Here is a 25,707-nt window from a genome sequence, read left to right on the forward strand (position 1 = left end):
CACTGTTATTCTAATCTCTAAAAGTGCTGCTAAGTTAACTTAAAGGCTTGTTAAAAAGTGTTAAAAGAAAAATTAGTTCAATTGTTCACTGATTTTTCCGAATCTCCGCTCTCTTTTCTGATAGTCTACAATGGCTTCAAAAAGATCTTCTTTTCTGAAGTCGGGCCACAACATATCAGTAAAATAAAGTTCCGTGTAAGCCAGCTGCCACAACAGGAAATTACTGATGCGGTGCTCACCTCCGGTACGGATCATAAGTTCAGGATCAGGCTGCCCGGCGGTGTTCAGACAGGAAGAAAAAAACTGGTCGTCGATTGCCGCAGTATCAAGCGTGCCTTCCTGAACACGGGCAGCAATGCGTTTTACTGCATCGAGAATTTCCCACTTGGAACTGTAGCTCAGCGCCAGGTTCAACGTACATGCATCGTTTCCGGCAGTTTCTGCGCGTGCGGCCTCCAGGTCATCGATACATCTTTGCGGCAATGAGGAAATATCGCCAATGGCGTTCAGACGAACGTTATTTTTATTCAGGGTAGGTGTTTCGTTTCTGATGGTAGATACAAGCAACTCCATCAGAGCCTGCACCTCTTCCGCCGGACGATTCCAGTTCTCGGTAGAAAAAGTATACAGGGTCAGGTATTTTACGCCGACTTCAACGCAGCCTTCAACGATGTCTTTAACAGACAACACACCGCTTTCATGACCAAATGCCCTGAACTTGCCCTGATTTTTTGCCCAGCGCCCGTTGCCATCCATTATAATTGCGATGTGCTGCGGTACGTTAGACCGGTTAATTTGTTCTTTAAATCCCATCTATCTATATCAAAATCAGCTTAAAAGCGATAGCAATTTTGAGGCACAAAGGTAAAAGATATGCCAATACCAACAAACATATATGTGTCTCTTTTTCTAAAATCACCGCGCTGGCTCCCGGCAACGTTTCGAACGCCGCCCGGCAATTCGGCAGACCGGTCGGCGAGTGCCTTCCGTAAGGCCGGCACATCGTCTGCAAAGCGGGCATAAGCGCCACTTACATCGTCAAGATAATCGCTTGTGCTGCTGCGGTACCCTATCTCTGAGAAAACGCTCCAGTTACCTCTGAAATTATACCTGAAACCTGCTCCGAACGGAATGGATACCGCAAATCTGTTGTACGGATCATCCTGGCCTTCGGTCCGGTAACCGGCAAGCTGATACTTTGTACCCTGGTAGGTAGCAGAGGGGTTAAATGCGGTTACGGCTGCTCCCGCAAAAATATACGGGCTCATGTACTGCCGCCCCCCGCCCGAGAAATAGTCCATGAAGTTGAAATCAAGCAGAACTGCGGCTTCATGCAAAGGCGTTCTGAAACTCAGGTTTCTTGCCCTGAACTGCTCATTTGACGACTGTGCATCTTTTGCACCGACAGAGCCGTAGCTATACTGGGCGCGCAGGCCAAAGTGGGAGTCGAAGTGAATTTTCCCGTAAAGGCCGGCTGAAGGTCCGCTTATCCTGACAGGATTTGAAGGATTTAAATCGCCCATATATGTGGCCGCGCCGCCGCTTAAACCCAGTTCCCAGACCGTGTCAGGAAAGGGCTGCTGTGCATAGGTGCGGCTGCCCGTCAAAAAAAAGCAGGCAAATACATAAATGATGTATCGGGTATGACTCATGTTAGTAATTACGCGTATCAATGCCCCACAGCAATTTATTCCTGAGTGTAGACAAATAGGTTTCATTGTTCAGCCTGACAAGATTAAGCTGAAAGCCGGCTTTGCTGATACCGACCTTTACCGAGCGGTCTACGGTAACCGTTCTTGAATCGCAGGAGACCAGGAACTTGGCACTTCGTAACTCCACCTCAAAAGAAAGGTTAAAATGGTCTGGCAGAATAAGTGGACGTACGTTCAGGTTGTGCGGCGCAATGGGTGTAATGACCATACTCTGTGCGCTTGGGTGGATGATAGGTCCGCCGCAGCTCAGTGAATAGGCCGTTGAACCGGTCGGCGTAGCAATGATCAGCCCGTCTGCCCAGTAAGAATTGACAAACTCATCGTTCATAAAGGCATGAATAATCATCATGGCCGAATTATCGCGCCGGTGAATGGTGATGTCATTAAGCGCGAAGTTTTCATCGCCAAACAGACCTTCTTTTGATTCGAGCAGCAGTAATCCACGCTGATCGATGCTGTATTCCCGGTTTACCAGAGCATGAATAGCGTTGCGTATCTCGGTTTTATTGATACTGGCCAGAAATCCCAGGCGGCCAAAGTTAATGCCGATTACGGGAATACCTGAATCGCGTACCAGCGACAGCGTGTCGAGCAATGTACCGTCTCCCCCCAGGCTCAGCAGGATCTCTGCGCAGTCTTTCAACTCATGGTGGTTCTGAAAAGTGCCCGTACCTTGCGGCAAGGTGATTTTCCCTTTCAGGAAGGCGTGAAAATTGGTGTAAATGAAGGGTTTGACTCCAAATTCCTCAAGCGCATCAAGTACTTCCTGAATGTAAGGGAGCACGCTTTCGTTAAAATCTCTTCCGTATATGGCAATTGTCATTCCCCGGGGCGGTTAGTAAGATGTAAATAAAAAACATTGCCGTTGCCCTGCCGCTCTAAGGGTTCTTACTGGGCTAAAGTGCAGCCGGATGAGCAAAAATAGGATTTTCAGCCGGAATGCTATACATTGAGGTAATTCATCAGCGAATCGTACCGGTCACGGCTTCCATTTTCGCTGTCGCTGTTGTTGTGCACACCCAATACTTCATAGTTATAGCGTTCAAACGAAGCCAGGATTGAAGACAATTCCATTTTATTTATTTTCAATGTTACCTCCAGCCGGGTCGAATCGGGAAATGCCTGTACATAAGACGATAAGATCTGTGCATTATCTGCTTCAACGATCTGAGCCATGTGCGATAGTGAATTGCTCCTGTTGCTGATACCCAGCACGATAATTCCTCCCGGTTCGCTTACGGCGTAAGTCTGAGACACATACTCGAGTATAGCATGAACCGAAACAACACCCAGATAATTTTTCTGCATATCCAGCACAGGCACGAGCGAAAGCTGACGCTGATGAAACATCCGCACAACATCGTACACATGCGCATCTTGGTAAACGAAGGGGTTAATCAACGACAGCGAAAGGCTACCAATCGGCACATCGAGATCCTGCACTTCAAAAAGATCATCTTCAGATAACAATCCCAAAAATTGTTCGCTGTTCACTACAGGCATATGGCTGACCTTAAAGTCGGTCATCCGGTCCAGCGCTTTCTGCGCTGAATCTGAAGTTTTGAGCGGCGGGATGGCATCTGATATGATCTCTGAAGCATTCATTATTTAAGTAATATGCGCGCTAAAAATTTTTCAAGCAAAACATTAAATTGTGCAGGGTGCTCCATCATCGGTGCATGTCCGCACTCATCAATCCAGTTTAATTCTGAATTTGGCAGCAACTCATGAAACTCTTCCGCAACATCGGGTGGTGTAACCCGGTCGTTTTTCCCCCAGATCAGCGATACCGGGATGGTAATTTTCGGTAATTCTTTGGCCATGTTATGCCTGATAGCAGACTTGGCTATTGTAAGAATGCGCAAAACCCTTGACCGGTCGTTGATAGTTTTAAAAACTTCATCGACAAGTTCTTTTGTGGCTACCTCAGGGCTGTGGAATGTAAATTCTACCTTTTCGCGGATATAATCATAGCTCTCGCGCCGCGGAAACGACCCGCCAAAAGAGTTTTCGTACAAACCGGAACTGCCCGTAAGAACAAGAGCTTTTACTTTTTCCTGGTGTGCAACGGTAAAAACCAGACCGACATGACCACCCAGTGAGTTTCCGACCAGCACGACCTGTCCAAGCTTTTTGTACTTGATAAACTTGTGAACGTATTTAGATATGCTCTTTACACCCAGTGTCAGGATCGGCAGCTCGTAGAGTGGAAGAATCGGAACAATCACGTTATAACGTTCTTTGAAATAGTCGATTGTCGACGCCCAGTTACTCAGTTCACCCATAAGGCCATGAAGTAACAACAAGGTCTCCCCCTCTCCTGCTTCTATGTATTTAAAACCGTCCGCTTCAATTACTTCGTATTTCATATATGGGTGCTAGGTAAGCTGCTACTAAGTTAGCAGAGTAATGTTTATATACGGGCAAAATAACAAATAAATTTCAATCAGCAAACGAAAAACGGCCTGACAAACAATTCAAAGCCGATTTCGTACCGAAAACAAAAAAAGATCAACTGACTAACTCAGCTGTTTTTTAACAAGTTCGGCAATCAGTTTTCCGTCAGCCTTACCTGCCAGTTCTTTGTTTGCCAGGCCCATTACGCGCCCCATATCTTTCATTGACGAGGCGCCTGTCTGCAGAATGACCGATGCAATGATTGCTTCAACTTCTGCTGCATCCAGTTGTTTTGGCAGGAAACGATTAATAACCCCGATTTCTTCTTCTTCTACTGTGAACAGGTCTTCCCGACCCTGCTGCCTGTAAATATCTGCAGACTCTCTTCGTTGTTTAATGAGTCGTTGTAAGATTTTCAGTTCGGCTTCTTCATCAAGCGTCTCTGCGGCGCCTTTTTCCGTTTTTGCAAGCAGCAATGCAGCTTTGATGGCCCGCAGGCCGCGCAGTTCGGCGTCATTTTTTGCCAGCATGGCTTTTTTAATCTCCTGGTCTATATTTTCTGAAATCATGCAGATAAATTTTAAAGACGGCTTCTGAAGAACCGCCGTTGGTTGATTTTTGTTTGATCCCGGCGTTGCGGGTTGTTTATTTTCTGTTTACAATGGTTGCCGTAGCCTGCGCTGCAGGCATAATGAGCAGGTCATTGATATTCACATGGGCCGGCCGGCTTGCCGCATACCAGACAGCATCTGCGATGTCGTCTGCCAAAAGTGGCTCCAGTCCCTCGTAGACTTTTTTTGCCTTTTCTTCATCACCCTTAAAACGAACAATAGAAAACTCGGTTTCGACCATACCGGGTTGGATAACCGTGACCCGGATGCCATGTGGAAGCAGGTCAATGCGCATACCTTTGCTGAGTGCATCTACCGCATGTTTAGTTGCACAGTATACATTGCCATTAGGGTATACTTCTTTACCCGCTATAGAACCTATATTGATAATGTGCCCCCGCTTATTCTCTGCCATCCAGGCCGAAACAATGCGGCTAACATACAGGAGCCCTTTCACATTGGTGTCAATCATGTTCTCCCAGTCATCGGTGTTACCGCGGTCAATAGGGTCCAGGCCCTGGCTCAGACCTGCGTTATTTACGAGAACGTCTACCATACGGTCTTCTGCATCCAGGGAATCCAGCGCAGCTTCAACCTGCAGTTTATTGCGTACATCGGCAACACGGTATATCACGTGTGCCGCATATTTATCTGCAAGATTTCCGGCAATTTGCTCGAGCCGTTCTTCACGTCTGGCCAGCAGGATCAGGCGGTATCCCTCTTTTGCGAACTGGTGGGCACAAGCCTCACCAATGCCGGAAGTTGCACCGGTAATCAGGGCTATTTTAGGCATGGAATAGTTTTTTTACCTCACAAAGGTAAACTATTTTCTGAGCGGCCTGCTATTCGAAATATAAACTAAATGTGACATTACGCAGCATCAGCCGGTCTATCGGAGTGGCGTAAGGATGATCCTCGTGCTTTAAAACATCATTCAGGCTCTGGGATAATTTAAGCTCAGGCGACATTTTGAAGTATTCGAAATAAATATCAAAGCCGATTCCGGCCTCATATGAGAGGTAGCTGCGCTGGTTTTTTAATAATTTATTAATAGGCGCCTTGTCATCATCGTTCGTCTTCTTGCCCGGCGTAATGTCCAAAGAATATTTAAGTCCGCCGAGTACGTATGCCCTGAAGTTACCGATCTTGTCTGATTTCAGCTTTACGCCCAGAGGAATATCGACCACCGTGGTTTGCACGCGCTGCTGTATGCTGGAGAAACTGGTATTAACAACTGCCGGTTCCTTGTAAACATAGTTCAACAACCTGTCATTGAAAACCAGCGATGGGGTCATCCTGACGTCGAACATACTGCCAAGCCGGTAATTTACCACAAAACCGATCCCAAATCCAGGCGATGAGCGTCCGTAGATGGCGTTTAAGGAGTCGGTAACATTATCATTCAAGGTCTTGTCAAAATACGCATCGCGCCAGCCCGCCTTTTTCATCACCTTATATTCTGATGTGATATACTGAAAGTTGAAGCCAAAATGTACAGGTTCTTCATCCACACCGCCGCCCCACTTCTGCGCCGCAGCCAGCGTGCTGTATAACGTTAACAGAAGAAGGAATGTAATGCGTTTCATTTGATGCCGGTATAAATAGAGCTGATACCAAAGGTAAGCCTGCGATGCCGGCTCTGGGCAAAACCAACTTTATCCATAAGCGCAGTAAACTGCGGACCGTCAGGAAAAGCTGCTACAGACTCGGGAAGATATGAATAAGCGCGGCTGTCTTTTGAAAACAGCCGACCGAAAAAAGGCGTAATGTGTCTGAAGTAAAAGTTATAAAGCTGCTTAACCGGGAATACGGATGGTTTGGAAAACTCGAGCACCACGATTTTGCCGCCCGGCTTCAACACGCGGTACATGTCTGCCAGTCCTTTTTCCAGATTTTCAAAATTGCGCACCCCATATGCAACGGTAATGGCGTCAAAATGGTCGTCTTCGAAATGCAGCCCTTCAGAATCGCCGAGCTGTACAGAAAACACTGAACCGATATTTTTTGCAGCGATCTTCTTTTTTGCTACCTCCAGCATACCTTCAGATATATCAACGCCAATAATCTTTTCCGGCTTTAGTATAGCGATAGCCTCAAGGGCAAAATCTCCGGTTCCGGTTGCCACGTCAAGCATCAGCCGCGGTTGAATAGCTTTCAGTTCGCGGATCGCTTTTTTGCGCCAGATAATATCTATACCCAGAGAAAGGAAATGATTTAGAAAATCATAGGTTCCGGAGATATTATTAAACATGTCGGCAACCTGCTCTTTTTTGCTGGCATTATCGACCTGGTAGGGTGTTATGTGTTGACTCATGGTGAGCAGCAAAGATAATGAATTCGGCGCTTAGTACCCATGCGGGGATTTTCCCGCAAGCAAAGACCCGCCTAAAGATCTGTCAGGGATTGACAGCTAACTTTTGCCTACCTTTGCAGCATGGTTATAAAAACGGCGGTATTTGTTTGCAGCAACACGAAGGTTTCAGCCCTACCTGTAGCAGACAAGCCAGAATATGCTTTTATCGGGCGCTCAAATGTGGGCAAGTCTTCCTTGATAAACCGGCTGGTTGGTCAGCACGGCCTGGCCAAGACCTCGCAGCGTCCGGGCAAAACGCAACTGATTAACCATTTTCTGGTGAATGACAGCTGGTATATTGTCGATTTACCCGGCTATGGTTATGCAAAAGTTTCAAAATCTAGTCGCGAGGCCTGGGAAAAGTTTATCCGGAATTACCTGACGAAACGCGAGAGCCTGCAATGCGTCATGGTTCTGATAGACAGCCGTCATGAACCCCAGCAGATTGATCTGGATTTCTGCTACTGGCTTGGCGAATGCGGGTTGCCCTTTGCATTGGTATTTACAAAAGCCGACAAACAGGGCGCCGGGAAAACCGACCAGAATGTGGCAAAATTCAGAAAGGCGCTTTCTGCCTGGTTTGAAGAAGTGCCGCCTGCTTTTGTAACATCGGCAGAAAAGGGCGATGGCCGGGAAGAACTACTGGCCTTTATCGACGAGGTGAACAAAGATTTTGTGTTGCCAACCCTTTCCTGATACTTTTGTAAGTTTCCATTTCGAGAAATTAATGATGAAAAAATATTTTTCGCTCGTACTTTTTGCACACTCGATTTTCGCAATGCCCTTTGCACTCATCGGTTTTTTTCTTGGGGTAAGCCGTACCGATGCGCCGTTCTCCTGGATCAAGTTGCTGCTGGTTGTACTTTGTATGGTCTTTGCCAGGAACGCAGCCATGGCATTTAACCGCTATCTGGACCGGGATATTGACGCGAAAAACCCGAGAACCGCAGACCGCGACATTCCTGCCGGCCGCGTCTCAGCGCGTGAGGCTTTCCTGTTTGTCGTACTGAATTGTATGCTGTTTATGGCGGCTACATGGTTTATCAATCCGCTTTGCTTTTACCTTGCTCCTGTTGCCCTCTTCGTTGTTCTCTTTTATAGTTATACTAAACGGTTTACGGCCTTATGCCACCTGGTTTTGGGTCTCGGCCTGGCCCTTGCGCCCATTGGTGCCTATATCGCTGTTACAGGCAAGTTTGACCTTGTACCGCTGCTTTATTCATTTACCGTGCTTTTCTGGACCGGCGGATTTGACATTATCTATGCATTGCAGGACGAAGACTTCGACAAACAGGCTAAGCTGCACTCAATTCCATCGCTGCTGGGCCGCCGGCGGGCGCTTCAGGTCTCTGTAGCCTTACACGTTCTGTCGGCCTGTTGTGTCATTGCGCCCTTATTTTTCAGCACGTTTGGTCCCGTTTATTACATCGGGCTCATATTTTTCTGTGCAATGCTGGTCTATCAGCACCTGTTGGTTAAACCGGACGACATCAGCAAGGTAAACCGGGCCTTCGCAACGACAAACGGAATCGCTTCGGTAATATTTGCCGTATGTTTTCTAATTGATACATTTATCAGAACCTATCCCAATATATAATACATGAGTAATCTTAATATCGACAAAAGCACCCGAGAATGGGTTCCTGCAGACCTGCAGATAAAATGGGAAAATCTTGAGCCCCTGTTCACAGAATTACTGGAAAGGCCGGTCGAAAGCGCCGGTGAACTTGAAAGCTGGCTCAGGAACAGAAGCGAGCTTGAAGCTGCGCTGGAAGAGGATTTTGCCTGGCGGTATATCAGGATGACCTGCGACACGGCAAATGAGACGCTTGTTCAGGATTTCCAGTATTTCGCAACAGAAATTGAACCGAAGATTGCACCGCTGAGCAATCAGTTAAATATCAAACTTACAGAAAGCCCCTATGTAGCAGAGCTTGACCAGGACAAATATTTTGTCTACCTGCGGGGAATCAGGAAGGCACTGGAGCTTTACCGGGAAGAGAACATACCTCTGTTTACAACATTACAGGTTACCCAGCAAAAATACCAGTCGATAACCGGCGCCATGAGCGTTCAGATTCGCGGCGAAGAGTATACGCTTGAGCAGGCAGCCAATTTCCTGAAAGATCCTGACCGGGAACGGCGCCAGCTGGCCTGGGAAACAATTCAACAGCGCAGGCTGATTGACAAAGATGAACTCAATCAGCTGTTCGACGAACTGGTAAAGCTAAGGCACCAGGTTGCTCTGAACGCCGGGTTTGAGAATTACAGGGATTACATGTTCCAGGCACTCGGCCGTTTTGACTATACACCGAAAGATTGTTACGATTTTCATGAAGCCATTGAAAAAGAAATCGTCCCGATTTTACAAAAGCTGGCCGAAGACCGCAGCAACGCGCTTGGCATTGCCGAATTGCGCCCCTGGGATATGGATGTGAGCACCAGCGGAAAGCCCGCATTGAAACCCTTTAACAACGGTACAGAACTGATAGATAAAAGCATTGCCTGCTTTAACAAAATCGACAGCCGCCTTGGCGAAAAGCTTGCGGTTATGAAGGCCAACAACCTGTTTGATGTAGAAAGCCGGAAAGGTAAGGCGCCAGGAGGGTATAATTATCCCCTGGCTGAAACCGGAGCTCCGTTTATTTTTATGAATTCGGCAAACTCGTTCCGCGATCTGACCACAATGGTACATGAAGGCGGACATGCTGTACATACTTTTTTAACAGCCGGTCTGGAGCTGAATGATTTTAAACACTGCCCTTCTGAAGTGGCCGAACTGGCATCGATGAGCATGGAGCTCTTGTCTATGGATAACTGGGACGTTTATTTCGACAAGGAAGAAGATCTGCTTCGGGCCAGGCGCGAACAACTGGCCGATGTGTTGAAAACCCTGCCCTGGGTAGCTGTGATTGACCAGTTTCAGCACTGGATCTATACTAATCCTGACCATAATGCCGCAGACCGCGACGAAGCATTTAAACAGATTTACAGCCGGTTTGGAGCAGGTTTCGCCCACTGGAATGGCCTTGAGACCGAGTTTGGCAATGCGTGGCAGAAACAGCTGCACCTGTTCGAAGTACCGTTCTATTACATTGAGTATGGTATTGCACAACTTGGTGCGATTGCGGTATGGAAGAATTACAAGGAAACGCCAGAACAGGCATTGGAGCAATATCTGGCGGCACTTTCACTCGGTTATACCCGCCCGATGAATGAAATTTATGAAACTGCCGGGATTAAATTCGATTTCAGTGCCGATTACGTACAGAAACTGGCGGCGTTTGTAAAAGACGAATTGGAAAAACTGGGTTAGCCCGGATGTAGAACGCCATTTAACATTTAAATGGCTAAGTTTGACAAACTAAACTTATTGGACACGGATGTTCAAAACATTATTCAGAAAAAAATCGATCGATAAGATCCTGCTGGATGCGCAAAAGGGTTATGGTGAGCATGACCATAGCCTGAAGAAAACACTCGGCGTACGCGATTTGACAGCTTTTGGCATCGCTGCCATTATTGGTGCCGGTATTTTCAGCACCATTGGAAAAGCCAGTGCAGACGGCGGACCTGCCGTGATCTTTCTGTTTATTTTTACCGCCATAGCCTGTAGTTTCGCCGCCTTTGCCTACGCCGAGTTTGCATCGATGGTTCCCGTTTCGGGCAGCGCCTATACCTATTCATACGTTGCTTTCGGCGAACTCGTAGCCTGGATTATCGGCTGGTCGCTTATCATGGAATATGCCGTGGGTAATATAACGGTGGCTATCTCCTGGTCTGATTACTTTACCGGCCTCCTGTCGTCGATAAATATACCCGCGTTTAACATTAACGGGATCCATCTGCCGGACTGGATGACGATGGATTACCTGACCGCCTACAACGGGCATCTGCACGCAGAGGCACTGCAAAAGGCCGGCACCAGTCTGAACAACCTGGACGATGCTACAGCACTGGCCAATAATGCCTGGATTACCGCACCAACCCTGGGCGGCTTCCATTTTGTTGCAGACCTGCCCGCATTAGGCATTATCATCTTTATAACCTGGCTTGTTTACAGGGGCATGAAAGAATCGAGAAATGCAAGCAATGCCATGGTGGTCGTGAAACTGGCGGTCATTCTGCTGGTTATTTCTGTCGGCATTTTTTATGTTGATACCGCCAACTGGAATCCATTTGCGCCCAATGGTGTGTCTGGTATCCTTAAGGGGGTGTCTGCTGTATTTTTCGCCTATATCGGTTTCGATGCAATCTCAACAACCGCAGAAGAATGCCGGGATCCGCAGCGTGATCTTCCCCGGGGAATGATGTGGGCCATTATTATCTGCACGGTTTTATACGTCGCTATCGCGCTGGTTCTGACAGGAATTGTCAATTATAAAGGCCTTGCTGTAGGTGATCCGCTGGCCTATGTATTTGACAAGATCGACCTCAAACTCATGAGTGGCATCATTGCGGTAAGTGCTATTTTTGCTATGGCCAGCGTGTTACTGGTGTTTCAGCTTGGTCAGCCGCGTATCTGGATGAGCATGAGCCGCGACGGCCTGCTTCCCAAAGCATTTTCGCGTATACATCCTCTACACAAAACCCCATCATTTGCCACTATTGTAGTTGGTTTCGTGGTCGCTGTACCATCCCTGTTTATGAACCTGACCATTGTAACTGACCTTTGTTCTATCGGTACATTGTTCGCTTTCGTGCTGGTATGTGCGGGCGTGCTGGTTCTGCAAAACCGCCCCGATGTTAAACGCGGGCGTTTCAGAATCCCCTACGTGAACAGCCGCTACATCATCCCGGTAGCCATGGTTGTTCTAGCGGTCCTGGCCTTCACCCGGTACAAACCGGAAACATTATCATTCCTGACGAATGAGGCGAAGGTGAACGAGCCGGTAACCTTTGTAACCTCACTTGATTCTGTAGAGCTTGCAACGGTACGCAGGGAGATCAGCACCTTCGTAGCGCCGGTAATCCTTCCGAAAGGGAATATTGATGCAGTAGCTTACCTGACCGACCTGAAAGCAGACCGGTATGCCGCGTTTATCAACCAAAGCAAAATCAGCCAGGAGAAAAAATACGAAGCCGGTTGGGCGCTTTTCAAACACAAAATACCTATGTGGATCTTTCTTGTGATCTGCGTCGTGATTGCTGTACTCTGTGTGACACACAAACTGTCGCTGATTCCGGTCTTAGGCCTCATCAGCTGTTTGTATATGATGTGTGAGTTAGGCATCTCCAACTGGATCGGTTTCGGCATCTGGCTTGTAATCGGTCTGGTCATCTACTTTATGTATGGTTACCGTCACAGCAAACTGCGCGAGGCAGCCTGAAAAATCAGAACGTGAGGGCCGGGTTTCCGACCGCCGGCGAATTCTGTCTACATGGCTGATTAAAAGAATTTTGTAAAAAACTTGGAGGCTTAAGAATTAATAGGTTATATTTACATATAGTCTCCTGAACGGGATGAAAAGTGTGAGCGGAATGAAGGAGCAGGTCTTGAAAGACCTTTGGAAGTGTCCCTCCTAGTTATCCCTATAGTTTGTTTTACAAACAAAGGCTCCATCCCCAGGAGCCTTTATTATTTTAGCACATTTTTAAACCGGAAGCCTGTTCAGGTGTATATCGTCTGGCGTCACAAAAATCAAAGGAACCTTTTCCACATCTACATAACTGCTGTCGAGGCCGAAACTGCGTTCTTCGGAAAGGCTCATCCGTTTCAGGATGAAGTAGTAATCCATGATAGAACGTTCATAGAACCCAAGCTTATTAAATCTCGACAGGTGTTTTTCGAGTATAACGAACCTGAAATCGCCTGCAATTTTATGCCGGTTCAAAGATGTGTACTGGCTTGTGATGTCAACCTCACCATTTTTCACAAGCTCTTCAACAACCTTACGGTAAAGCAGGTTTACCCGCTGTTCGATTCTGAAACCAAGCCTGAAATCGATTCTGATCAGTTTTCCCGGAATGAGAAATTCAACCTTGTAATCTGTCGTATAGGGCTCGTCCATTACATCAACGTGCACCAGCCAGTAAATATCTGCCCGCTTAGGCTCCTTTTGAATAATTGAATAGATAATTTTTGATTCGATCTCCGTTTTAAAGTTTGCGCTGGTCAGGTAAACCAGCTGCGAAGAGAACTTAGGCACGCTTGTATCTTCGCTCAGTTCGCTTATGATCGGGTAATAATCTTCAATTTCAACATACTTTACAAAGCGGTTTTTGATCTTGCGCGCCGCGTACCAGGTCCACATTACGCTGAACAGCAATGAGCCGATCAATACGGTTACCCAACCACCGTGCAGGAACTTCGCTACGTTACCAACCAGGAAAGTCAATTCAATTACCCCGTAAATGATCACAAAGATCGCTATAATGTATACTGGAATTTTTTTCCGGCGCATGTAGGTAGCTACCAGGATCGTAGTCATCAGGAAGGTCAGGTTGATAGCCAGGCCATAAGCGCCTTCCATCTTTTCAGACTCCTGCAGGGTAAGCACAATGATTACACAACCTACAAAAAGCAACCAATTGATTGAAGGTACATAGAGCTGTCCCTTCTGGTCGCTTGGATAATTGATCTTAATTTTCGGCCAGAGATTCAGTCGTACGGCTTCCGAAATCAGGGTGAAAGAGCCGGTAATCATCGCCTGGCTGGCAATAACCGCCGCCATGGTGGCCAGGATAACGATTGCCACGACATAATTATCAGGTACGATTTCAAAAAACGGATTAACACGATCGTAGTTGCCCGAATGGTGCATCATCCAGACGCCTTGCCCCAGGTAGTTGATAATGAGTGTTGCCTTGACAAATATCCAGCTGATGCGGATGTTTTTGCGTCCGCAGTGCCCCAGGTCGGAATATAACGCCTCGGCACCTGTGGTACACAGAAAGACACCACCCAGAATAATCAGGGCCATCGGGTTGGTTACCAGCAGGTGTACGGCATAGTAAGGACTGAGCGCTTTTAGAATGGTCGGATCCTGAAAAACATAGATCGCGCCAAGCACCCCGAGAACCGAAAACCAAAGAAACATAATCGGCCCGAATAGTTTCCCAACCAGGTTTGTTCCAAACTGCTGGATTACAAATAGTAACACAATAATAGCCAGCACGATCGGGATAACCTGAACCTGCGGAAATTTGACCTGCAGCCCTTCGACCGCAGATGTAACTGTGATACTGGGTGTAATGATCCCGTCTGCCAGCATGGCGCAGCCACCAACAATAGCCGGGATGACCAGCCACCGCGCTTTTTTTCTTACCAGCGAGTAAAGGGAGAAGATACCACCCTCACCTTTGTTATCAGCGCGCAGTGTAACAACCACATATTTGATTGTGGTTTGTAGTGTGAGCGTCCAGATGATACAGGAAAGTGATCCGAGTACCACATCGGGTGTGATGTCTCCTCCATTACCTTTTACGCTGTTGAAGATGGCTTTGAGGGTGTAAAGGGGTGATGTACCGATGTCGCCGTAAACAATTCCTAAACTGATGAGGAGGCCGGCGGCCGTTAGTGTGTTTAAATTCTTATGACTCGACACTTTTCGTTGATATGACGCGACAAAATTAGCCTATTTAATTACTTCCGCAAACAATTGTCTGACAATTGGAAACGCAGGTGTTTTTCGCCGCAACGTAAGGAAGCTTGTTAAATTGTGTTAAATATTCAGGGAATGAACAAAAAGTTTAATTTCTTTGTTTTTTATATATACTTTTATGCCGCAAACCTATAATGTCAAGACTCTATAAAATAGCGCTCCGCATTACCCTCCCGGGAATTTTCTTCCTGGTATTCGCTATGTCTTTTGGCACATATGCACAGCAGGACAGTATTCGCACCGCACTTCGCAATAAAGGTAAAAAGGCTGTGAAGGCCCCGGAAATCAAGGCAAACATAACCCCATATAAATCTTTTACCGGTGGCAACATCTCTTTTGGCGCGGGTTCCTTATCTTCAAAAACCCAGCAAAGCCCGAAACAGGATAAATTACTTACTGTGATCAAGGTATCTCCTAATCCTGTCGACGCCCAGGTAAACCTGGTTTATCGCCTGGAAAAAGAGAGCATCGTATCAGTAAAAATAATGGATGTGCTGGGCAATGAAATCGTTACGCTTTCCAACGAGCGTGTGTCATCTGGCGAGCAGACCAAAAGTTACACCATTCCAAGCCGTCTTAATCCCGGTATTTACTTTCTACGCATTGTTGCGGGCAATGAGAATGTCGTTAAACGCATCTCTGTCCTCTAAAGCATGCGTCTCGCTTATTTGCTAAGCCGGATCCTCACAGCGCTATTCGTTCTATCATCATTTTATCTGAAAGCCCAGTCTCTGAAGGCCTACCATATAACCGTAAAAACTACCCGGCACAGGCTTACCGGCGTACTGCAAAAGATCGACACCAGCACGGTGGTTCTGCAAACCCGATCGGGGCTGGTTTCCGTTCCGGTGGCCGGAATAACGAAGATCATTATCCGGGAGCAGAAAAAAGCATTTCGCTCAAAACGGGTCCTGACTTATGACCCCATGAATGAGGAGGCGTATGAAACACAGCCTAACGGACCCCGGAAAAGAAAGGATGGTCAGGAAGATCCAACTCCGGGTCAGCAGCTGGCGGGCCATGTAAGCACGGGCGTCTTAAACGGTATGATCAATTTATTGCGTCTGCCGTTTCATGCGATTAATCCCGCGCTCGCAAAAGTGAAAATTCGCGAACACACTTTGCCTGAACGCATTGCACGCGAACTTAATTTCTATTCAATTGCCTATCAGCAAGCTGCGCTGGCAGGCGCGCTTCCCGTTTTAAAATAAGTTGCTCGACCCATATACCCCCCAAGGTTGTTTTGTCATACGGGAGACCTCATTTTTCAGCTAAAAGCGCTATTTTACGGCGTTTCGAATCATTGACTCTTATTATTTGTCTGACACGCCATGAAGATCATTGCCATAGGCCGCAACTATGCCGAGCACGCCCGCGAGCTCAATAACCCCGTTCCAACAGTCCCTGTAATTTTCCTTAAACCAGATACCGCCGTACTGAAAGACAACCGTCCGTTTTATTTACCCGACTTTTCAGACGATGTGCATTATGAACTGGAGGTCGTGCTGAAAGTATGCAAGGAGGGGAAACACATTGCAGAAAAGTTTGCCTCATCCTATTATGACGAGATTGGCCTCGGTGTTGATTTTACCGCACGCGACCTGCAAAGCAAACATAAAGAAAAAGGCCTGCCCTGGGAACTGGCCAAGGCCTTTGACAATTCAGCGCCCGTAAGCCGCTTTCTTCCAAAGACAGAATTCTCAGATCTTTACCAGCTGCAGTTTGAACTGGAGGTAAATGGCGAGATCAGGCAGCACGGCGATACCAGCCTGCTTTTATTTTCGTTTGAGCAGATCATTTCATTCGTATCAAAATATATCACAATGAAAAAAGGTGATCTCATTTTTACTGGCACCCCTGCAGGTGTGGGCCGCGTGCAGGCCGGCGACCAACTGAAAGGCCGGTTAATGGGCCATGAACTACTAAACTTTGCAGTAAAATAGCAGATCTCTCCTTCATGAAGCATACTTTTAGCAGCATACTCATCCTTGCCCTGTTTGGCGCGACCACGCAACGCGTACACGCGCAACAGGTGTTCAGTAATAATAAATATCCGCTCACCGATTTCCGGATGCCCTTAGACATCCGCCCGCCGGCGCTTGCCGGGTCGTTCGGCGAACTGCGGTCCAATCACTTTCATTCGGGGGCCGACTTTCGCACCAACCAACGTGAAGGATACCCCGTGTATGCAGTCGCAGACGGTTACATCTCGCGTCTGCGTGTACAAAACAGCGGTTTTGGCCTTGCGCTCTACCTTGTTCATCCTAACGGGTACACGACCGTATACGGGCACCTGCAGCGCTTTGCTCCAAAGGTTGCCCGGGAAGTAAAGGCCCTTCAGTACAGCAAAAAAAGTTATGAGCTCGATGAGTTCCCAAAGGCAGATCTGCTTCCCGTAAGAAAGGGCGAAGTGATTGCTTATTCGGGCAATACGGGCGGCTCGGGCGGACCACACCTGCATTTCGAAGTGCGCGACAGCAAGACGGAAGAGACGATCAACCCGCAGCTTTTCGGTATTGACATACCTGACAACATCCCCCCTGTTTTGTCAGCTTTATACGTGTACCGGCTAAACGGAAAGCCATTCAATGAATCGACACCGAAACAGTATTTCCAGCTGAGCGGGGGCGTCGGTAATTACAAACTTAACCAGGTCAATACGATCAGATTAAGCGGCGAAGTAGGTTTCGGCATCATCACGACAGATAAACATAACGGTGCATCGGGCACGAACGGTGTTTACTCGATACAATTGTTTTTAGACGATGTCCCGGTTTATACATCTTCTCTTGAGCGCTTTAGTTTTGCCAACAGCAAAGGCATCAACTCGCACATCGACTACCCCACTTACCTGAATCAGCGCCGCAGTATTCAGAAGAGTTTCGTCGATCCGGGCAACCCTCTCAAGATTTACAGCAACGTAGCCAACAACGGGCGCATTGTCTTTGACGACGGCCGGCTGCACCGGTTGAAATACCTGATTACAGACGCGAAAGGAAATCAAACGACGCTTCAGTTTAATGTGCAGGCCAGCGACGAAAATTTTGTTGAACAGCCGCCCGCTGAAGACGGCAGGCAGTTCAGCTGGCGGAACAAAAATGAACTTAATACCTCAGACGTTCGCATTACGGTCCCAAAAGGTTCGTTGTATGATGATATCAGCTTCAGCTACAAAGTGCTGCCGCGCCTGCCGAAGGGAGCCTATTCAGCTGTACATCAGGTGCACAATCGCTATACGCCACTGCATACCGGTTTTGAACTTGCCATCCGTGCCGACAGCAGCCTGTATCCTTTACGGGAAAAAGCCTTGATCGTTAGTACCGGGGGCGCTTCGCAGGGTGGCGTTTTCGAGAACGGTTTTGTGAAAGCATCACCCAGAAACTTCGGCAGCTTTTACATTGCCGTAGACACGATAGCGCCCCGTATCGCTCCGGTTAACATCGCCGAAGGCAAAAGTATGTCAGGCGTGGCCAGAATCAGTTTTAAGATCAGCGACAATTTATCAGGCATCAAAAGTTTTAACGGATATATTGACGGCAAATGGGTCCTTTTTGAATTCGATACCAAAACGGCTTCGCTCTGGTACCGGTTCGACGAAAACGTAACACCGGGAAAACATACCCTTGAACTGGCTGTTGCAGATATGAAAGATAATGTACGCAGATACCGCGTTAACTTTAGCCGGTAGTTCTGAAAACCTTAATTAATAAAAAAAATCATGAGCGAACTTAAAGAAGGGCAGCAGGCCCCCGCATTCAGCAGCACCGACCAGGATGGAAAGCAGGTCGCATTAAGCGATTATACAGGAAAGACCGTAGTTCTTTATTTCTATCCGAAAGATGACACACCCGGATGTACGGCCGAAGCCTGTAATTTCAGGGACAATTACCAGTCGCTGCTTGCCAAAGACATTGCTGTGATCGGCGTAAGTGTTGACGATGAAAAATCGCACCGCAAATTCGCTACAAAACATAGCCTGCCTTTTCCTTTGATCGTAGACACCGACCAGAAGATCGTAAATGCCTACGGTGTCTGGGGAGAGAAAAACATGTACGGTAAAAAATATATGGGAACAAACCGCACCACCTTTATTATCGGGTCCGACGGACTGATCAAACATATCATCCGCAAGGTGAATAATGAAAACGCGAGCGGCCAGGTTCTTGAGCTGCTTGAAGGCAAATAGCAATTCGCTGCCTCAGAATCCTTTAAAACACTATATTTGTTTTTCCTGAAAATAATCAAAAAAACTTAAATGAAACATACCACAGAAGAGCTTGAAGAAATTGCCTCCCAGATACGCAGAGATATCGTCAGAATGGTTCACGGCTGTCAGTCGGGCCACCCGGGAGGCTCTTTAGGTTGCGCTGACTTTTTCACCGCCCTTTACTTCGAGGTGATGCACCACTCGACCGATTTTACGATGGATGGAAAAGGTGAAGACCTTTTTTTCCTGTCTAACGGTCATATTTCCCCGGTTTGGTACAGTACACTTGCCCGTGCCGGTTATTTTGAAGCAAGTGAGCTGGCTACCTTCAGGAAACTGGACAGCCGTCTTCAGGGCCACCCGACAACGCATGAGCACCTGCCCGGTGTACGCATTGCATCAGGCTCTCTTGGCCAGGGTATGTCTGTAGCCATTGGCGCAGCACTCGCTAAAAAACTGAACAATGACAAGGCGATCGTATTCAGTCTGCATGGTGATGGCGAACTCCAGGAAGGACAAAACTGGGAAGCAGCTATGTTTGCACCGTTCAACAAAGTAGATAACCTGATCTGTACGGTCGACTTCAACGGTCAGCAGATCGACGGGCCAACCGAAAAAGTTCTGTCTCTTGACAACCTCCAGGCAAAATTTGAAGCATTTGGATGGCACGTCATTGTATCAAACGGAAACAGCATGGAAGAGATCGTAAAAACGCTTCAATATGCGGTTTCATTAACCGGTAAAGGTAAGCCGATTCTGAACCTGATGAGCACCCAGATGGGCTATGGTGTAGACTTTATGATGGGCTCACACAAATGGCACGGTGTTGCCCCGAATGATGAGCAGTTAAAACTTGCACTTGACCAGTTAAAAGAAACATTGGGAGATTATTAGTCCTTGCGTTCACACCGCAACAGGCTTTCAGCTTTACAGAAATGAAGAAATACACATACACAGAGAAAAAAGATACACGTTCGGGTTTTGGCGCCGGCCTGCATGAAGCAGGTAAAAAAAATGAAAATGTCGTTGCACTTTGTGCCGACCTTGTGGGCTCGCTAAAGATGGAAGCTTTTATTAAAGATTTCCCGGAGCGCTTTACACAAGTGGGCATCGCAGAGGCCAACATGATCGGTATAGCAGCCGGTATGACTATTGGCGGCAAAATTCCTTATACAGGAACTTTTGCTAATTTCTCTACAGGACGGGTTTACGACCAGATCAGACAGTCGGTAGCCTATTCAAACAAAAACGTTAAAATTTGCGCATCGCATGCGGGCCTGACACTTGGCGAAGACGGTGCAACGCACCAGATCCTGGAAGATATCGGCCTGATGAAAATGCTTCCCGGCATGGTCGTCATCAACCCATGCGATTATAACCAGACCAAAGCAGCAACGATTGCTATTGCTGATTACGAAGGTCCCGTTTACCTGCGTTTCGGCCGGCCAACCGTTCCCGTTTTCACTGATCCGGACCAGAAGTTTGAGATCGGTAAAGCGTGGATGGTGAACGAAGGCAAAGATGTTACAATCATTGCAACCGGACACCTGGTCTGGGAAGCCATTGAAGCAGGTGAGCAGCTTGCTGAAATGGGCATTGATGCCGAGATCATTAATATCCATACCATCAAACCGCTGGATGAAGAGGCGATCTTAAAGTCGGTTCAGAAAACCGGTTGTGTAGTTACCGCAGAAGAACACAATAAATATGGCGGACTAGGTGAAAGCGTAGCCCGTTTATTGGCAACCACGCAGCCTACACCACAGGAATTTGTTGCTGTGAACGATTCGTTTGGTGAAAGCGGTACACCAAATCAATTGATGGAAAAATACGGCCTTACCGATAAAGACATCGTAAAAGCTGTTCAGCGCGTACTCGAGAGAAAATAGACTGAATGAAGCAGGTTGAAGACGCAGACATTCTGCGAAAGTTTGCAGAAACGCAGACACGAAATGAAGCCTTCAACCTGCTTTTACAAAAATACCAGCAGAAGATTTACTGGCATATCCGTCGCATCGTTATCGATCATGATGACGCCGACGATCTAGTGCAGGAAGTATTTATAAAGGTCTGGAAAAATCTTTCCGGCTTTAGAAGCGATGCCCAGTTATATACCTGGATCTACCGCATTGCCAGCAACGAATCCATCACTTTTCTGAATAAAAAGAAACAGCGTAACAACGTTTCTCTTGAAGACAACTCTGTTGAACTCGCAGAGCATTTAACAGCGGCCTCTTATTTTAATGGGGACAAGGCGCAGCTGAAGCTTCAAAAGGCCCTGCTTACACTGCCAGACAAGCAGCGGCTGATCTTCAACATGAAATATTTTGACGAGATGAAGTACGAGGAAATATCAGCCGTTCTCGGCACCTCGGTCGGCGCACTTAAAGCGTCATTCCATATCGCGGTAAAAAAAATTGAGGCTTTTTTGCTAAATGACGATATCACGTTTTAAACCTTTTGCACTCAATTGCATCAATGTAGTATCATGCTTCAAGAATTTGACGATAGTGAATTGATGAGAACGGCTAATAAGCTGATGCATACCGGTAAGGCTGCACCTTTTCGTGTGCCTGATGGTTATTTTGAAGAACTGGGGAGCCAGATTCGCTCAAGAATCAATATAGAGGAGTTAGGGGGTACGGAGAAAGGTTTTGAGGCTCCGCCGGATTATTTCGACCAGATGAATTTACAGATCAGGACAAGAGTGCTGATCGAAGAGGCGAAGCAGACCGGGCATTATGGGTTTGATGTGCCTCAAAATTATTTTGATACGCTGGGCGAGCGGCTAAACGCATCTGTGAGGCCGCAAGCGACCTTAAAAAAATTGTGGCCTGCTGCATTGAAATACGGTACCGCAGCATGTGTCGTGCTGCTTGCGGGTGTTGGCTTATTTTATAAGCAGGCTGAGCAGCCAAAGAAGAATACTGCCGAAGCAAGTATTGTACACACCAATACGCCTGTCGCAGACCAGTACCTTTATGATATAGATGAAAATATGGTCGTGGAGCATGTCCAGGAAGAAAAAGCGTCTGATTTAAATGCATCGCCGACCCAGGAAGAAGTAGAGAACTATATTCTTAATCACTACTCACAAAACGATCTCATCTCTGCGCTATAAAACAAGAAAAATGAAGCAATACATCATCATAGCCATTCTGCTTTTCCCGTTTCTCAGCTTTGCACAGGGGCCGGGCGGCAAACGCGGAGCCGAAATAGAATCTTTCAAGGTTGCCTATCTGACTCAGAAGCTTGATCTTTCGCCTGAAGATGCAAAAGTATTCTGGCCGATTTATAATGAATGGCAGAACGAACAGAATGCCCTCAGAAAAGAACGCTTTCAGAAAATGATCAGTTTTCGCAAAATTACCGATATCGACGCGTTAAGTGACGCCCAGATCCAGTCGCTTATAACGAGCGAATTTGCTTTAAAACAGCGTGAACTGAACCTGGAGAAAAAATATTACGGTAAATTGAAATCAAGCCTTCCGCTTAAGGTTATCGGTAAGTTTTACCGTGCACAGGAAACTTTCAAACGTGAATTGCTGACGCGCTTCCGTGAAGGCAAAATGAACAACTAGCGACGGGGTGTACTTCGGTGTCTAGCCGAAAAAGCCTACTTTTGCTGCATGCTTACCCAACGACAGCTTTTTCTGCAGCACAATGCCCAAACCACCAGGGAGCCCCTTCTTTTAGAGTTTGAAAGAGCTTCTGGGATGTATCTCTATGACGTTTCAGGCAAGCGATATATGGACCTTATTGCAGGGATAGGGGTCAGTAATGTCGGGCACTGTCATCAGGAAGTTGTTGCTGCTGTTCAGAAGCAGGCCGAAACCTATATGCACCTGATGGTGTACGGTGAGTTTGTTCAGACCCCACAGGTAGCATTTGCGGCAGCATTAGCTTCAGCCCTTCCACCCTCTTTAAGCTGTACTTATTTTGTAAACTCGGGCGCTGAAGCCACCGAGGGAGCAATGAAACTTGCCAAAAGGTTTACAGGCCGGCGGGAAATCCTGGCCTGCCGGAATGCCTATCATGGCAGCACACAGGGCGCGCTCAGCCTGATCGGTGATGAAGATTTTAAACGTGCGTATCGTCCGCTTTTACCGGGTACAGGAACGATCCGTTTCAATAACCATGAAGACCTGACCAGAATCAGCACGGGAACGGCCGCGGTTTTTGTTGAAACCGTACAGGGCGAGGCGGGTATCCGCGTACCGGATGCAGACTGGCTGCAGGCCTTGCGGACCCGCTGTACGGAAACCGGCGCGCTGCTTGTTCTGGATGAAATTCAGTGCGGCTTTGGCCGGACCGGGAAAATGTTTGCCTTTGAACATTTTGACATTATTCCCGATGTGCTGCTGTTGGCCAAAGGTATTGGCGGAGGCATGCCGATTGGTGCCTTTGTATCATCGCAGGAGATCATGAGTGTATTTACTGAGCGCCCTATTCTGGGTCATATTACCACATTCGGTGGTCACCCGGTCTGCTGCGCCGCGGGGCTTGCTACATTTAACATTCTGCAGCGTGAAAACCTGATAGCAGACGTTGAGGCAAAAGGACAAATATTTAAGGAATTATTGAGGCACCCGGCTATATCAGGCGTTCGTGGTCTTGGCCTGATGCTGGCTGTCGAGTTCGACAGTTTTGAAACGAACAAACGCATCATCGATGCCTGTATTGCGGATGGACTAGTTACCGACTGGTTTTTGCATTGCAGCAATTCCATGCGGGTGGCACCACCGCTTATCATTTCAGAAGAAGAAATCAGGGAAGCCTGCGGGATTATTCTGAAGAACATCGCATAAAAAAGGTCGCCCTTGCGGGGCGACCGATCTGATTTACATTTTCACTAACTATTTTTTGGCCCACCAGAGCGGGGTTACAACCGCATCTCCGCCTGTGCCGAGCGCTGTTTTAGCCTGACCGTATCCGGCAGCATTCGAATTCTGAAGGCCGGAAGGGTATCTTAACCTTTGAGGGAAGAAAGCGACATTGCTTGTCATAAAATTCGAAGAATTTAATGCAGGTAAGTTCGGCAGATTATTTTCGGTTACCGGATTCTCGAAGAAAGGCAAGCCCAATCTGCGGTGATCGCTCCACGCTTCCAACGGCATCCAAGGGAAGGCTGCGATGAACTTCTGCGTAATGATCTTAGTCAGACGGTCATTTTTAACCGTCCCATTTTTATAAAGATCATTTTTCGGATAGATCATCGTTCCGCTTCCATCGGCTCCCGTATATCCGTTTTTGAATGTAACTGCCCGGCCTGCAGGCGGCTCAGTTGTGTGGTCCCAATTCACAGAGGTTCCAAGACGATTGTAATCTGTAGAAGTCAGGTAAGCAGCTGTAAAATTGGAGATGTTACCTGCTTCATAAGCCGCAGCTGAATCATCCCAGTCTTTATCCCAGAATTTGAAACTCAGAGCGATACCGGCCTCATATGCCGCTTTGCCTGAAATTGGAACTGTCCACCCCCGTTCGGCCGCCTCGGCCAACAGGAAGTATGTTTCCCACGGCGCAAAAAAGATACGGTAACTCTTGCTTTGTCTGAAACGGCGGCTCATACGTGGCATAGTGCCTTCGTAAGTAACCACCTGGTTCATTGTTCCCTTAGCGCCCCAGTCTCCCGCAGCCCTGGCGTTCCAGGTATTCTTTGCCTCAATCTCTTTCACTACACCGCCTGTAGCATTAACCAGATTACGTTTTGTATTTTTTGAGTCGTTTCCGTTATCTGCGAAAGCAGGGTTGCTCACATCGCCAGGAATGATAAACGCTTTATAAGCCCTCGGGTCGATGGTATTCGGCAGACCATCAAGCCAGTATCCAGCAGACGGATCGTTCGTTTTTGTAGAAAAGTGATCGTCTAGCTTAAGACCTATATAACCTGCAGGTTTGATGGCTGACTGGAATGAGGCGCCAAGCTGGTCTGCTGATTTAATCCCGCCAAGGCCCAGACACGCATTATTGAAAGAAGCTGAAATTAGTTGAGTATTCCAGGAACGGCTCATTACTCCTGTGAGCGGGTCCCACCCGTCACGCTCTTTCACCTGGAACATGTCAGCTTTTGTTGTAATGATGTTGGATAGACTTGCCGCAGCGGTTTCGAACTCAGATTTAGCTTTGGTAGCATCTACCTCTGACAGGCGCATAGCATAACGCATCCAAAGAGAGTGTGCAAACTTCTTCCATCGGGTATAATCGTATCCATAGGCCGGATCGTGATTGGACAATCCGGTTGGGTTTGCAACAGTCAGGTCCAGTTTCGAAGAAGCATCTTTGAGCTCGGTAAAAAGGTAATAATATACCGATTTCACATCCGCAAATTCCGGATTCGTTCCCTTGAAAGCATTGATAGGTACCGGTCCGAAGTTATCCGACATTTCTGCGATCAGGTAGGCACGCCATATCCTTCCAACCTGAAGCAAATTTTTTAGGTGAGCACGGCTATCACCGCTCGCAATTTTCGACTCTGCGAGCTGAATGCCTGAGTTAACATGGTTTAACCACTCTGAAACCTGATTATAATAGGCTGAAGTCCACCCGTCATCATTGGTACCACCAGAAATAGCTGTAACACTGTGCTGATGCCCCGCAGTTTTCCAATACAAAACGAATGAACGTTCAGCTACATCAGGATTCATCTGTGCGCCGATAATGGAATTGTTTATAAAGTATTCGACCTGAACCTGGTCACCATTTGCTGCAATCGGACTCTCGTTTATTTCGTCAAATTTTTTACACGAAGAAACGAATATAGCACTGGCCAATAACCAAAGTGCCGGTTTATTAAATAATGTTTTCATCTTACTAGCTGTTAAGA

26 protein-coding genes are annotated in these 25,707 nt (G+C 47.3%); 15 read left to right on the forward strand and 11 right to left on the reverse strand.

Translation table 11 applies throughout. The features are described 5' to 3' along the window. Positions 1 to 72: 72 nt before the first annotated feature. From EJV45_RS17375 to ubiE, 9 genes are all read right to left on the reverse strand, one after another. A complete protein-coding gene (locus tag EJV45_RS17375) occupies positions 73 to 813 on the reverse strand; it encodes an isoprenyl transferase (protein ID WP_129717754.1) in 741 nt (246 codons plus the stop codon). A 20-nt stretch (positions 814 to 833) separates the two neighbouring features. Beyond that, positions 834 to 1,652 (reverse strand): DUF6089 family protein, encoded by an 819-nt coding sequence (locus EJV45_RS17380; RefSeq protein ID WP_165305097.1) that lies wholly within the window; start codon positions 1,650 to 1,652, stop codon positions 834 to 836. A 1-nt stretch (position 1,653) separates the two neighbouring features. Beyond that, positions 1,654 to 2,535 (reverse strand): NAD kinase, encoded by an 882-nt coding sequence (locus EJV45_RS17385; RefSeq protein WP_129717758.1) that lies wholly within the window; start codon positions 2,533 to 2,535, stop codon positions 1,654 to 1,656. Between the two features lie 119 nt (positions 2,536 to 2,654). After that, positions 2,655 to 3,317 (reverse strand): CBS domain-containing protein, encoded by a 663-nt coding sequence (locus tag EJV45_RS17390; protein WP_129717760.1) that lies wholly within the window; start codon positions 3,315 to 3,317, stop codon positions 2,655 to 2,657. Beyond that, the gene (locus EJV45_RS17395; protein WP_129717762.1) at positions 3,317 to 4,081 is read right to left on the reverse strand and encodes an alpha/beta fold hydrolase; all 765 of its coding nucleotides are present in this window, start codon (positions 4,079 to 4,081) and stop codon (positions 3,317 to 3,319) included. The genes EJV45_RS17390 and EJV45_RS17395 overlap by 1 nt, the downstream gene beginning before the upstream one ends. A gap of 150 nt (positions 4,082 to 4,231) precedes the next feature. Next, entirely contained in the window at positions 4,232 to 4,678 is a 447-nt protein-coding gene (locus EJV45_RS17400) for a GatB/YqeY domain-containing protein (protein ID WP_129717764.1), read from the reverse strand. Positions 4,679 to 4,754: 76 nt separating this feature from the next. Then, on the reverse strand, positions 4,755 to 5,513 hold the full coding sequence (locus EJV45_RS17405) for an SDR family NAD(P)-dependent oxidoreductase (RefSeq protein ID WP_129717766.1): 759 nt from the start codon (positions 5,511 to 5,513) through the stop codon (positions 4,755 to 4,757). Between the two features lie 49 nt (positions 5,514 to 5,562). Continuing rightward, the gene (locus tag EJV45_RS17410; protein ID WP_129717769.1) at positions 5,563 to 6,306 is read right to left on the reverse strand and encodes an outer membrane beta-barrel protein; all 744 of its coding nucleotides are present in this window, start codon (positions 6,304 to 6,306) and stop codon (positions 5,563 to 5,565) included. Continuing rightward, the gene (gene ubiE, locus EJV45_RS17415) at positions 6,303 to 7,034 is read right to left on the reverse strand and encodes a bifunctional demethylmenaquinone methyltransferase/2-methoxy-6-polyprenyl-1,4-benzoquinol methylase UbiE (protein ID WP_129717771.1); all 732 of its coding nucleotides are present in this window, start codon (positions 7,032 to 7,034) and stop codon (positions 6,303 to 6,305) included. The genes EJV45_RS17410 and ubiE overlap by 4 nt, the downstream gene beginning before the upstream one ends. 120 nt (positions 7,035 to 7,154) lie before the next feature. On the opposite strand from ubiE, the gene yihA reads away from it, so the two are divergent. The 4 genes from yihA (at position 7,155) to EJV45_RS17435 (ending at position 12,403) form a co-directional block, all read left to right on the forward strand. Continuing rightward, positions 7,155 to 7,769, forward strand: coding sequence for a ribosome biogenesis GTP-binding protein YihA/YsxC (gene yihA / locus EJV45_RS17420; RefSeq protein ID WP_129717773.1), 615 nt, complete (start codon positions 7,155 to 7,157; stop codon positions 7,767 to 7,769). Between the two features lie 34 nt (positions 7,770 to 7,803). Continuing rightward, positions 7,804 to 8,670, forward strand: a complete 867-nt coding sequence (locus tag EJV45_RS17425; protein WP_129718093.1) for a UbiA-like polyprenyltransferase — start codon at positions 7,804 to 7,806, stop codon at positions 8,668 to 8,670. 3 nt (positions 8,671 to 8,673) lie between these two features. Beyond that, positions 8,674 to 10,389 (forward strand): M3 family oligoendopeptidase, encoded by a 1,716-nt coding sequence (locus tag EJV45_RS17430; protein WP_129717775.1) that lies wholly within the window; start codon positions 8,674 to 8,676, stop codon positions 10,387 to 10,389. A 67-nt stretch (positions 10,390 to 10,456) separates the two neighbouring features. Further along, positions 10,457 to 12,403 carry an amino acid permease gene (locus EJV45_RS17435; RefSeq protein ID WP_129717777.1) on the forward strand — a complete coding sequence of 649 codons (1,947 nt, stop codon included), beginning with the start codon at positions 10,457 to 10,459 and terminating at the stop codon, positions 12,401 to 12,403. A gap of 264 nt (positions 12,404 to 12,667) precedes the next feature. Here EJV45_RS17435 and EJV45_RS17440 read toward each other — a convergent pair whose 3' ends face one another. Beyond that, a complete protein-coding gene (locus tag EJV45_RS17440; RefSeq protein ID WP_129717779.1) occupies positions 12,668 to 14,620 on the reverse strand; it encodes a KUP/HAK/KT family potassium transporter in 1,953 nt (650 codons plus the stop codon). A 191-nt stretch (positions 14,621 to 14,811) separates the two neighbouring features. On the opposite strand from EJV45_RS17440, the gene EJV45_RS17445 reads away from it, so the two are divergent. The 11 genes from EJV45_RS17445 to EJV45_RS17495 all read left to right on the forward strand — a co-directional run bounded on the left by EJV45_RS17445 (position 14,812) and on the right by EJV45_RS17495 (position 23,692). Further along, positions 14,812 to 15,327, forward strand: a complete 516-nt coding sequence (locus EJV45_RS17445; RefSeq protein ID WP_240755331.1) for a T9SS type A sorting domain-containing protein — start codon at positions 14,812 to 14,814, stop codon at positions 15,325 to 15,327. Positions 15,328 to 15,330: 3 nt separating this feature from the next. Beyond that, entirely contained in the window at positions 15,331 to 15,888 is a 558-nt protein-coding gene (locus tag EJV45_RS17450) for a hypothetical protein (protein ID WP_129717781.1), read from the forward strand. 120 nt (positions 15,889 to 16,008) lie between these two features. Beyond that, the gene (locus EJV45_RS17455) at positions 16,009 to 16,620 is read left to right on the forward strand and encodes a fumarylacetoacetate hydrolase family protein (protein ID WP_129717783.1); all 612 of its coding nucleotides are present in this window, start codon (positions 16,009 to 16,011) and stop codon (positions 16,618 to 16,620) included. 14 nt (positions 16,621 to 16,634) lie between these two features. Continuing rightward, the gene (locus EJV45_RS17460; protein ID WP_240755332.1) at positions 16,635 to 18,365 is read left to right on the forward strand and encodes a M23 family metallopeptidase; all 1,731 of its coding nucleotides are present in this window, start codon (positions 16,635 to 16,637) and stop codon (positions 18,363 to 18,365) included. Between the two features lie 30 nt (positions 18,366 to 18,395). Then, positions 18,396 to 18,863, forward strand: a complete 468-nt coding sequence (gene bcp, locus EJV45_RS17465; RefSeq protein ID WP_129717785.1) for a thioredoxin-dependent thiol peroxidase — start codon at positions 18,396 to 18,398, stop codon at positions 18,861 to 18,863. Positions 18,864 to 18,932: 69 nt separating this feature from the next. Next, positions 18,933 to 19,778 carry a transketolase gene (locus EJV45_RS17470; protein ID WP_129717787.1) on the forward strand — a complete coding sequence of 282 codons (846 nt, stop codon included), beginning with the start codon at positions 18,933 to 18,935 and terminating at the stop codon, positions 19,776 to 19,778. Between the two features lie 41 nt (positions 19,779 to 19,819). Further along, positions 19,820 to 20,773, forward strand: coding sequence for a transketolase family protein (locus EJV45_RS17475; protein ID WP_129717789.1), 954 nt, complete (start codon positions 19,820 to 19,822; stop codon positions 20,771 to 20,773). Between the two features lie 5 nt (positions 20,774 to 20,778). Further along, entirely contained in the window at positions 20,779 to 21,339 is a 561-nt protein-coding gene (locus EJV45_RS17480) for an RNA polymerase sigma factor (protein ID WP_129717791.1), read from the forward strand. 33 nt (positions 21,340 to 21,372) lie between these two features. Then, positions 21,373 to 22,005 (forward strand): hypothetical protein, encoded by a 633-nt coding sequence (locus EJV45_RS17485; RefSeq protein ID WP_129717793.1) that lies wholly within the window; start codon positions 21,373 to 21,375, stop codon positions 22,003 to 22,005. A 10-nt stretch (positions 22,006 to 22,015) separates the two neighbouring features. Beyond that, positions 22,016 to 22,465, forward strand: a complete 450-nt coding sequence (locus tag EJV45_RS17490) for a hypothetical protein (RefSeq protein ID WP_129717795.1) — start codon at positions 22,016 to 22,018, stop codon at positions 22,463 to 22,465. A 48-nt stretch (positions 22,466 to 22,513) separates the two neighbouring features. Continuing rightward, positions 22,514 to 23,692: an aspartate aminotransferase family protein gene (locus tag EJV45_RS17495; RefSeq protein WP_129717797.1), complete on the forward strand. Its 1,179-nt coding sequence runs from the start codon at positions 22,514 to 22,516 to the stop codon at positions 23,690 to 23,692. Positions 23,693 to 23,740: 48 nt separating this feature from the next. Here EJV45_RS17495 and EJV45_RS17500 read toward each other — a convergent pair whose 3' ends face one another. Beyond that, entirely contained in the window at positions 23,741 to 25,690 is a 1,950-nt protein-coding gene (locus EJV45_RS17500) for a SusD/RagB family nutrient-binding outer membrane lipoprotein (protein WP_129717799.1), read from the reverse strand. Positions 25,691 to 25,707: the final 17 nt, after the last annotated feature.

The organism is Pedobacter sp. SYP-B3415 (genome assembly GCF_004138205.1).
Classification (GTDB): Bacteria; Bacteroidota; Bacteroidia; order Sphingobacteriales; family Sphingobacteriaceae; genus Pedobacter.

Bases quoted from the DNA above. Each gene is read 5' to 3' on its own strand.
- EJV45_RS17385 (WP_129717758.1), bottom strand. From the start codon at position 2,535: ATGACAATTGCCATATACGGAAGAGATTTTAACGAAAGCGTGCTCCCT.
- EJV45_RS17395 (WP_129717762.1), bottom strand. From the start codon at position 4,081: ATGAAATACGAAGTAATTGAAGCGGACGGTTTTAAATACATAGAAGCA.
- EJV45_RS17435 (WP_129717777.1), top strand. From the start codon at position 10,457: ATGTTCAAAACATTATTCAGAAAAAAATCGATCGATAAGATCCTGCTG.
- EJV45_RS17490 (WP_129717795.1), top strand. From the start codon at position 22,016: ATGAAGCAATACATCATCATAGCCATTCTGCTTTTCCCGTTTCTCAGC.
- bcp (WP_129717785.1), top strand. From the start codon at position 18,396: ATGAGCGAACTTAAAGAAGGGCAGCAGGCCCCCGCATTCAGCAGCACC.
- EJV45_RS17455 (WP_129717783.1), top strand. From the start codon at position 16,009: ATGAAGATCATTGCCATAGGCCGCAACTATGCCGAGCACGCCCGCGAG.
- EJV45_RS17475 (WP_129717789.1), top strand. From the start codon at position 19,820: ATGAAGAAATACACATACACAGAGAAAAAAGATACACGTTCGGGTTTT.
- EJV45_RS17480 (WP_129717791.1), top strand. From the start codon at position 20,779: ATGAAGCAGGTTGAAGACGCAGACATTCTGCGAAAGTTTGCAGAAACG.
- EJV45_RS17500 (WP_129717799.1), bottom strand. From the start codon at position 25,690: ATGAAAACATTATTTAATAAACCGGCACTTTGGTTATTGGCCAGTGCT.
- EJV45_RS17485 (WP_129717793.1), top strand. From the start codon at position 21,373: ATGCTTCAAGAATTTGACGATAGTGAATTGATGAGAACGGCTAATAAG.
- EJV45_RS17400 (WP_129717764.1), bottom strand. From the start codon at position 4,678: ATGATTTCAGAAAATATAGACCAGGAGATTAAAAAAGCCATGCTGGCA.
- EJV45_RS17430 (WP_129717775.1), top strand. From the start codon at position 8,674: ATGAGTAATCTTAATATCGACAAAAGCACCCGAGAATGGGTTCCTGCA.
- EJV45_RS17495 (WP_129717797.1), top strand. From the start codon at position 22,514: ATGCTTACCCAACGACAGCTTTTTCTGCAGCACAATGCCCAAACCACC.
- EJV45_RS17390 (WP_129717760.1), bottom strand. From the start codon at position 3,317: ATGAATGCTTCAGAGATCATATCAGATGCCATCCCGCCGCTCAAAACT.
- EJV45_RS17460 (WP_240755332.1), top strand. From the start codon at position 16,635: ATGAAGCATACTTTTAGCAGCATACTCATCCTTGCCCTGTTTGGCGCG.
- EJV45_RS17375 (WP_129717754.1), bottom strand. From the start codon at position 813: ATGGGATTTAAAGAACAAATTAACCGGTCTAACGTACCGCAGCACATC.
- EJV45_RS17410 (WP_129717769.1), bottom strand. From the start codon at position 6,306: ATGAAACGCATTACATTCCTTCTTCTGTTAACGTTATACAGCACGCTG.
- EJV45_RS17445 (WP_240755331.1), top strand. From the start codon at position 14,812: ATGTCAAGACTCTATAAAATAGCGCTCCGCATTACCCTCCCGGGAATT.
- EJV45_RS17405 (WP_129717766.1), bottom strand. From the start codon at position 5,513: ATGCCTAAAATAGCCCTGATTACCGGTGCAACTTCCGGCATTGGTGAG.
- ubiE (WP_129717771.1), bottom strand. From the start codon at position 7,034: ATGAGTCAACACATAACACCCTACCAGGTCGATAATGCCAGCAAAAAA.
- EJV45_RS17380 (WP_165305097.1), bottom strand. From the start codon at position 1,652: ATGAGTCATACCCGATACATCATTTATGTATTTGCCTGCTTTTTTTTG.
- EJV45_RS17450 (WP_129717781.1), top strand. From the start codon at position 15,331: ATGCGTCTCGCTTATTTGCTAAGCCGGATCCTCACAGCGCTATTCGTT.
- yihA (WP_129717773.1), top strand. From the start codon at position 7,155: ATGGTTATAAAAACGGCGGTATTTGTTTGCAGCAACACGAAGGTTTCA.
- EJV45_RS17425 (WP_129718093.1), top strand. From the start codon at position 7,804: ATGAAAAAATATTTTTCGCTCGTACTTTTTGCACACTCGATTTTCGCA.
- EJV45_RS17470 (WP_129717787.1), top strand. From the start codon at position 18,933: ATGAAACATACCACAGAAGAGCTTGAAGAAATTGCCTCCCAGATACGC.